This is a genomic window from Faecalispora sporosphaeroides DSM 1294 (assembly GCA_000383295.1).
Classification (GTDB): Bacteria; Bacillota; Clostridia; order Oscillospirales; family Acutalibacteraceae; genus Faecalispora; species Faecalispora sporosphaeroides.
Genome location: KB911071.1, coordinates 22,133 through 29,877 on the forward strand (window position 1 = coordinate 22,133; position 7,745 = coordinate 29,877).

Consider the following 7,745-nt stretch of genomic DNA (forward strand, 5'->3'; position numbering starts at 1 on the left):
CCTAATTGTTCTCGCCAATGCCTTTATTGACGATACCTTGGCCACTCTTTATCCTTTCAACGAAAGAAGAAAGTGCCGTACTGATTGCATTTGCTGCCGCTTTACCCACAGAACTTTTCGGAAAAGATTCAGCAACGGAATAGGAGTAAGCCTGATCATCTTTGAGCATCGCTGGATTGATAACCGGCTTTCCGGTTTTGCTGTCAGAAATCTCGCCTCGGCTTCCACCCTTACCGCCACCGGAATACCCACTTCCACCAGTGCTCTTTGTTGCGCCATTGGTACCACTTATATTTGGCTTTGTTTGGCTTTCCAAAAGATGAAAATCCGCCACTATGCCTGTATGCTTTATTTCACCATCTTTTTTCTCATCCTGCTTTAATTTGTACGGTGTGGTTTTACTGTTAAAAACAACGGTTTTTGGAATTGCCGGTGCCTTACCCGGCCGCTTGATATACGGCACGTCAGTTGTTTTCACACCGGCCGCCTTGTACTCCGTTACCTTCACCGTCACACTGTAAACGCCAGGGTATTCTTCTTTTTTGCTGTACCCGGTTAAATAACCGGACATGGATTCGCTCCGGTTGTCCGAAACAAAAATGAAGCGGCTGGGGTCTTTGGTAGCGAGCAACACCTCAAACGCAGTGAAAACTTTGCTGGCGGCAGACCAATTCGGCAGCCGGTTCAGATTTTTCTCCGTCATTTCACATTCGATCGTCCACGTGCGCAGCTTCCGAGATTCCGGCACCGGGAAGAAACCCTGCCCGATGCCGTCATAAGAGGTGATCTCGCGTTCGCTGTCGTCGTTGACGCTCTTTATTCCATACAACAAAATACCGCCTAAATTGATATAATAGGTCATGTATACACCCCCGCCGGCTGAAGCTGTTGATTCTGATAGATCATGTCCCCCAGGCTGGAATTGATCTCGTTGAGATCCGCCGTCTGGCTCACATTCTGGTTCTGGATGATAACCTGCGGCACGAACTGCTGCATCCGAAACACCGCCATCGCCTTCTGCGCGGCCAGATCGAACTGGTACCGCAGCACTTCTTTTTGAATTTCCACCTCACCGGTCACCGCGATCGGAGCTGTGTTGGTAACCTCTGTCTGAACCTTCTGATTCATTGCGCCCAGAGTCGGTGTTTTCACATCAGCCATAGCCTTTTGGGCATCGGCTTGTGCACGATCCAAGTCTGCAAAGGCTCCTCCTTTGGAATCTTCCGGGAACAGCTGGTCCATCAGCTTTAATGCGCCTACCCCAACCCCTGCTCCAACAAGAGCAGAAATTATTCCGACAACATTTCCAGAGGCCGCGCCCATTGCAAGTTTCATAATTACGGTCACAATCGTGGCCGTCCTCATGGCTGCCTGATAGGCAGCCAGCGCAACCACAACCGCTTTCAAAACAAAAATCAGCGTGCTGCTGTTGTCCGCCACCCACTGCATCGCGTAGCCGAGCATCTGCATTCCGTTGCCGACCGCGTTAAAGAACCAGTCAAAGCCGCCGGATAGTAACTGATCGTTGAGCTGCTGGAGCAGGATGGACAATCCCTGAACCACCGAGCTGGACTGATCCCCCATGGCAAACTGCATGTTCTCACCAAACCTGGCAGCCTGCGTCTGCAAAGAAAGAAAATTTTTGTCTACCATTTCCTGCGTAGCGCCAAAATCGTTGAACACACCGTCAAGGTAGTCGATGGCCCCGCCCATGTCTCCGCTGCCGGTGAAGCCCTTTACCGTTTCCTCGTCCACCCCGGCAATGTGGTAGTCGTCGCGGATTCCCGAGGCATCGCCCGCTAGCAGCGCCTGCACAGAAGATACCGCATTGTCGGCTCCCTGAGACGGATCCCGCGCATAAAGGCGTTCCGCCAGCCCGTACATCCCGGTCAATTCATCCACGTCGTTCGTATAAGGCAAAAAGGCCTTCGTTGCATTTTGAACTCCGGCAATCCCCAATACGGATTTCTGCGCGCCGTAAGCCTCGGTGTAATCGTACAGGGCGGAGCCGGCCGTTTCGCTGCCAAGCATCGATTGAAGCGAAATTTGCTGTACCTGCTGATTCGCTCCGTTTTTTACGCCGCTGATCATCAAATCAAGGGCCTTTTTCCCCAGCTTGGCCTTGGAAATCGTGTCAGAAATCCTTTGATTGATTTTGCCGATCCCCTCCGAAGCATCGTTGGAGACGTTTTTGATGCCTGCAAGCCCGCTTTTCAATTCTTGTGTCGCGGTCAAGGCCATTTTCTGGTAGCTACGATACTTTTTGGAGGTTTGCAGAATCTTTTCCATATTGGCGGAGTATTGATCCGCCAGTTTCATAAGATCATTTAAAGTGTTTGCGATCGGGATTCCCCCCTTTTTCGTCATGGTTCGTATGGAGTTTATGACTGAAATCAATGGAGCCGAAAGCGGCGGATAAAATCCGCCGCGTCATTTTTTCCGCATCTCATTGTTTACGATCAGGTCGCTTGCTATGATCAGGGCGCGCTCCTGTACCGGCAGCTCCATAAAATCGTGGGGAAGAATGTTGTGATTCTGCAGGGCCAGATGGACATAGAAATAAAATCCGTCTTCACCCTGCTCAATCAGTTTTTTGCCTCTTCCACCTTTTTCCCAAAGTCGACCGTCACGTCGGCGTGCTCGTTATAAATACTGAGCAGCGCTCCGATTTCGCCGGCGGTGAACATGGATTTGAGCGCGTCCGTAGGGCTCAGGATTTTTCTGCCCTCCCTTTCGGAAAGAGCATCCAGCAGCTCCGCGCTGCGCAGGTTCGGGCGTACCAGGCTCGCGGCAATGGTGGGGTAAAGCGCCTCCAGCCCTTTGAGCCCCTTGGTCTGTACCTCGGCCGACATCTGCGCCATTTCGTCCGCCGTCAGCACACGCATTTCAAATTCTGCGTCGCCAAAGCTGTTCAGCCTGAATGTCGCGTTGGGTTTGCGGTCGGGATGCAGAAACTGCATCAGTGACTTGTCCATTCTCCCGCCTCCTTATGCCAGATCAAAATCGTTGAAGGTAAATGAAGTTTCAATACTCTGGGCATTGTCGCTGCTGTCATCGAGCGCGATCAAGCCAATATTGGCGAGGATCACATCCGACAGCGTCACGCCGATTCGGTCATATTGAGAGCCCACGGAGTCCGCGTAAAACTGCAGACTGATGTTGGGAGCCAAACCGCCGTTTTTATAATCCCGCATTGCCTGAATAAAGGCGGGCGTGGTGTGATAATAGGTCATGTCGCCGCTTCCCTTGAGCCCGCGCTGTGCGGCCTGCTCCATGGGGTCGTTCAAAAAGCGCCTGTTTTCCACAACGGCCTCCAGTTTAGCGGTGATTTTTGAAACCTGAAACGCCGGAACAACAGAGCCGTTCAGTCGGATAAATGCCTCTCCGTCATGTCCGGAGAACACATCCTGCAATCTTGTTTTTGCCATTTCCAATCCCTCCTTACAGTGCGGTTACGGTGACGTAGATCTTATCCACCGTATCCACTGCTTTAATGCCGACCACGACGCTTACCGCATCGCGCTCCGTACCGGCCGTCACGGTAATATCGTCCGCAGAAAAGTCTTCCATGTACCCCGGGGCCAGGTAGCCTCGCGAGGTCATCTCGAACACCATCGCTTTGATCTGTGCGCGCCCCTCCACACTGTTGCGGATTTTGCCGACGCACCGGGTGTCGAGCAGCTTCTGCAAATCGCTCTGGTACTTCTGCAGCGTGCGCATGACGAGGCCCTTTCCAAAATCCTTCGGATGATCCTCGTCAAACGTGGTCAGACTGGTAATGTCATACAATACGGACGGCGAGCCGTACAGCGGCACAAACAGCACTTCGCCGTTCTGCGTTCTGCCAGTCTGCTGGTCGATGGTCAAATGCGGCTTTACATCCGTCCAGCCGGTGATTCCCCGGTGATAGGTCAGGCTGGTCTGCACCCCAGCCTGCGCAATCAAGCCGGCCAGTGTGGCACAGGATTCCGCCGGCGTCAGCTCATAATCGGCCGTTACGCCGCCGGTGGAATTGCACACATAAATCGCTTCGCTGTCCGGATGAACACCGGTCACAACGCCCTGCACATAGGCCCTGTTGGCGTTTTGCTCCTTTACAAAGGACACCACGTCAGCCGCACGATCCGAATCCGTGCTGCAAATCACGTTGTATTCCCGCTTTTCCAGCTCTGCGAAAAATCCGGTGTAATCGCTTTCTACCGCGCCGTCGGTACCGCCGGTCAGCTTTACAGTGGCTGCCGCCAGAGTCCCGGTGCCGGAGAGCGCCACATAATACGGCGAAAAGTCCGCCGCAGCCGAAATAATCTGCGAATCCACCTCCTGTGTACCGAAATAGGTCTTAACAAGCCATTTTTCGCCGCTGGCAGAAACGACCACGGAAAGGTCGTTCCCGCGTGTACCGGGGAAAACCGCTTCCGCGGTGACGCCGGTGGAAACCTCTGCGGAGGCCTTCGCACCTACGGTGTTGAGGCGGTACAGAATCAGCTGTTTTGCCCCGTTCATCACTTCCCGCACCAGCTTCAGCGCGGGATCGGAGATTTTATACCCCAGCGGATACAGCGTATTGTCGCCCGCGTGGATGACCGTCACCCGGCCGCCCCAATGGAGAGGCAGGGCCATCGCCACCACGCCGGTAACGCTCAGATCGGCATCGCGGGCTCCGGACTTCAGCTCAATGTTAGTGCCCGGCAAGATTTTTGTAATCAATCTTTCTCAGCTCCTTACAGTGTTATATTTTGGTCTGCGTGCCCGATGATCGGATCATCCGGCACGTCAGTTTCCCATACTTTTACGGTGCCGGTCACCTGGCACAGCCCGTCTGCGATACTGGAATTTTTGGAATAGCACCGGAATATTCCAATCTCGCTTTGGAGTCGGTCGAGACTCTGTTCCAGCAGGAAGACGGCATTCTGCAGCTCCCGGCGGTCAGAGCCGCCGACCGGCACATAGGTGATTTTCAGCACGAATTCGTATTCCGACGTCAGCCGCAGCCGCTTTTTGTTTGCGACAGAATCATAATCGATGAAAAAGGCCGGGGCGACAGCAGTCTGCGGCAAACCGATATAGATTCCGGCGTCCGGGAACAAAGCGGCGGTAAGCTGTGCCGCGGCCAGCATCAAGTGATCAGAAATCGTCAGGGCGCCGTTCTCCATCGCGTTTTGCAGCGACTGCGGAATCTTCACTTTTTCAGATAATTGCATGATCAGCCTCCATTTTATAGAATAAATTGTATGCGAATGCCTGCCCATACACAACATGTTGATAACTCGGTTGAAACTGTGGAATCATTTCCGTGCAAAGCCGCATATTCTGAATCAAACGAAAAGAAATGTGGTGGCAACAATGGGTGGAAGTTACAGGATCTCTTTGCGCACTCCAATGGGCCCGCAAAACGGGATGATCACCTTTACAGACGAAGGCGGAACCATCAGCGGCTCAATTCGCACAATGGGAAATGTCAGCTACTTTAATAACGGAAAATCAAAGGGAAACACGTTCGAGTTTTCGGGAATTCTAAATACCGGCCTCTTCCGTTTGAAATACACCGCAAAGGGCGTTGTGAACGGGAGCAAGCTGGAAGCAACCGCAACAACGGATTACGGCGTATTCCGCATTTACGGAACACAAATTCCGAATTCGGTTCATTGAGAAGAAATCCGCTCACACTATACTGACAAATCGCGGAAATCTTTCCCCGTAGAGGGAAAGCAGTATTTTATTTTTAAAAGAAAAACCCTTTGTGCCTTCTCTCTGTATGGAAAGAAAAGGCTCAAAGGGTTTTGATGAGTGGGCAGCGGATAGAAAAAACAAAAACGCAAAAGCTAATCATACGGATCAAACGTAAAAAGGAGCTGTCAATCAATGGACTATACAATAGAAGAAATCGCTCGTCTCTATTCTGCCCTGCAAGTCGACAAAACGCAATGGTTTGAACATCTGCAGCGCCCCTATAATATAAAAGACATCAATCAGGCCGAAGAAGAAATCCGCACCATCGAGCCGCTCATGGAAAAGGTGAAGAAAGATTATCTTTCCCACGGCGGGGATCCGTCCGCACTTCTGTAATGCTTTTCACCGAAACGAATTGCCGCCTTTGAATTTCTGATTCAAGGGCGGATTTTTCTGTTCAGAACATCCTGTTTTTCATTTTTTCGGTTACGGCCAGCTCCAAAAGAAAACCGATATTCTCCTATGCAGAAAGAAGATCTTTTATTGCAAAATGGAAAGATGCATGTTAGGATGTGGAACAGAGAAAACATAAATAGCCCCATACGCTGTAACAGCATATGGGGCCCAAACTGATCAATCAAAGCCGATTGCTACTAATTAATAAAGCACAATGGTATCGTCCTGAACAGCACACCTGCATTCAAAGCTTTGCTGCTGATTGGTTTCCAGATCAAAAATGGAGTAGAACACAAACGAATCCGTTTCATCGCTGATCACGTATTCCGCCACCAGAAAGCGATCCTCCACGCAGGCGACAAACTGCCCAAGCTCCTTGCTGTACTGGCTGTTCACCGAGGAATTGAGTACGCCCTGAATCCCATAGGTATCCTCGTGTTCTGTCACGCGGTAAATCCGAGTGGGGCAGGGCTCAATGAAAAAGGTGGCCGGCTCCTCCCCTTCTTTCAGATTCAATTCGGCGGCGACCGTTTTTTTGCCGCCGGCCTTCTCCACCGCGCAGATGCGCTGGTCGCTGTTGGGGTAGTATTTTGCGCGAAAATACAAGCTGTTTTGATCCTGCCCCACATAGCGCACCAGACCCTGCGTGCCGGCGCTGAGCAGCAACTCCAGCGGAAGATGGGTTTCGTCCGCCTTAACGGCAACGACAAAATCCAGCAGCGGGCACAGCCACACATTATCGCTGATCTCGTCTCCCAGCCATCGCCGGTTGCGGTAGCAATGCTCCTTTTCCTCTTCGCTGCCGTAAGGCTCCAAAATCAGGAGCATCCGCTCGCCGGCCACGTCAAACGGAATCAGCTTTTCGGCAGAGAGGTTGCAAAGCCGTTTATCCCTTACATAATAATAGCGCCCTTCCTCCAGATCATACAGGTAAGCGATCCGCTCAAAGCCGGACGCCTTCTTGTACTCCTCAAACAGATGCCGGTGGCGCTCGTTCTCTTCCGTATAAAAAATCACGCGGCTCTCGTCCAGCGCCCGGCAGTCTGCGAAGCTGCCCACAAAGCGCAGCTCTTCCGAATTTTTCTCCTGCCCGGTCTGTTTGTCAAACCGCAAAAGGCGGGCGGAGCTTTCGCCGCTCTCCATCACGACAATAATGTCGCTGGGGAAGGAGTAAAAATGCAGCACCACAGCCGGGTCACCCAAAAAGCAATTGGCGATTACCCGCTCCGTTTTGGTGTTTCTGTCATATTCCAGCAGGAACAGGCTGTAATGCCCCTCTTCCGCTTTTTCTTCCGCGTAGTATACCGTAGACCCGCTGATTTCGATCAGCTTTACACGGCTGTCGGTGACCTTGTTGCGAATATCCACAACCGTCATAAGATTCCCCCGCTTTCCCGCCGGGTACGGCTTGTCCGCCCGGCCTGATAAACTGTTTATTAATTATATCATAAATTGCGATACAGGCTTACAAAAAAATGCCTGAGATATTAAATCATAAAGTCGATGATTCCATGCTCTCTCAGCCGCCCGAAGCTACGCTTTCACCTGCGGCGTGAGGTTATTATATCATCCCGTTTCCAGCTTTTTCAGAACAATCCGCCAGATTTTTGTTCTTTTTT

General features: G+C 51.7%; 9 protein-coding genes. 2 read left to right on the top strand and 7 right to left on the bottom strand.

The window, feature by feature from the left end; all coding sequences use genetic code 11:
* Window position 1: 1 nt before the first annotated feature.
* From G340_RS0110975 to G340_RS0111000, 6 genes are all read right to left on the bottom strand, one after another.
* Window positions 2-862, bottom strand: coding sequence for a hypothetical protein (locus G340_RS0110975; RefSeq protein ID WP_020073705.1), 861 nt, complete (start codon window positions 860-862; stop codon window positions 2-4).
* Entirely contained in the window at window positions 859-2,367 is a 1,509-nt protein-coding gene (locus tag G340_RS0110980; protein WP_033402269.1) for a hypothetical protein, read from the bottom strand. Before G340_RS0110980 ends, G340_RS0110975 begins: the two co-directional genes overlap by 4 nt.
* A gap of 218 nt (window positions 2,368-2,585) precedes the next feature.
* Window positions 2,586-2,975, bottom strand: coding sequence for a phage tail assembly chaperone (locus G340_RS0110985; protein ID WP_020073707.1), 390 nt, complete (start codon window positions 2,973-2,975; stop codon window positions 2,586-2,588).
* A 12-nt stretch (window positions 2,976-2,987) separates the two neighbouring features.
* The gene (locus tag G340_RS0110990; RefSeq protein WP_020073708.1) at window positions 2,988-3,428 is read right to left on the bottom strand and encodes a phage tail tube protein; all 441 of its coding nucleotides are present in this window, start codon (window positions 3,426-3,428) and stop codon (window positions 2,988-2,990) included.
* A gap of 13 nt (window positions 3,429-3,441) precedes the next feature.
* Entirely contained in the window at window positions 3,442-4,707 is a 1,266-nt protein-coding gene (locus tag G340_RS0110995; protein ID WP_020073709.1) for a phage tail sheath subtilisin-like domain-containing protein, read from the bottom strand.
* A gap of 14 nt (window positions 4,708-4,721) precedes the next feature.
* Window positions 4,722-5,201, bottom strand: coding sequence for a phage tail terminator family protein (locus G340_RS0111000; RefSeq protein WP_020073710.1), 480 nt, complete (start codon window positions 5,199-5,201; stop codon window positions 4,722-4,724).
* Window positions 5,202-5,367: 166 nt separating this feature from the next.
* On the opposite strand from G340_RS0111000, the gene G340_RS0111005 reads away from it, so the two are divergent.
* Together G340_RS0111005 and G340_RS0111010 are read left to right on the top strand one after the other, a co-directional pair.
* Window positions 5,368-5,649, top strand: coding sequence for a hypothetical protein (locus G340_RS0111005; RefSeq protein ID WP_326522383.1), 282 nt, complete (start codon window positions 5,368-5,370; stop codon window positions 5,647-5,649).
* A gap of 213 nt (window positions 5,650-5,862) precedes the next feature.
* Window positions 5,863-6,066: a hypothetical protein gene (locus tag G340_RS0111010; protein ID WP_020073712.1), complete on the top strand. Its 204-nt coding sequence runs from the start codon at window positions 5,863-5,865 to the stop codon at window positions 6,064-6,066.
* A 261-nt stretch (window positions 6,067-6,327) separates the two neighbouring features.
* On the opposite strand, the gene G340_RS0111015 is transcribed toward G340_RS0111010, so the two are convergent.
* On the bottom strand, window positions 6,328-7,503 hold the full coding sequence (locus tag G340_RS0111015; protein WP_020073713.1) for a hypothetical protein: 1,176 nt from the start codon (window positions 7,501-7,503) through the stop codon (window positions 6,328-6,330).
* Window positions 7,504-7,745 lie beyond the last annotated feature (242 nt).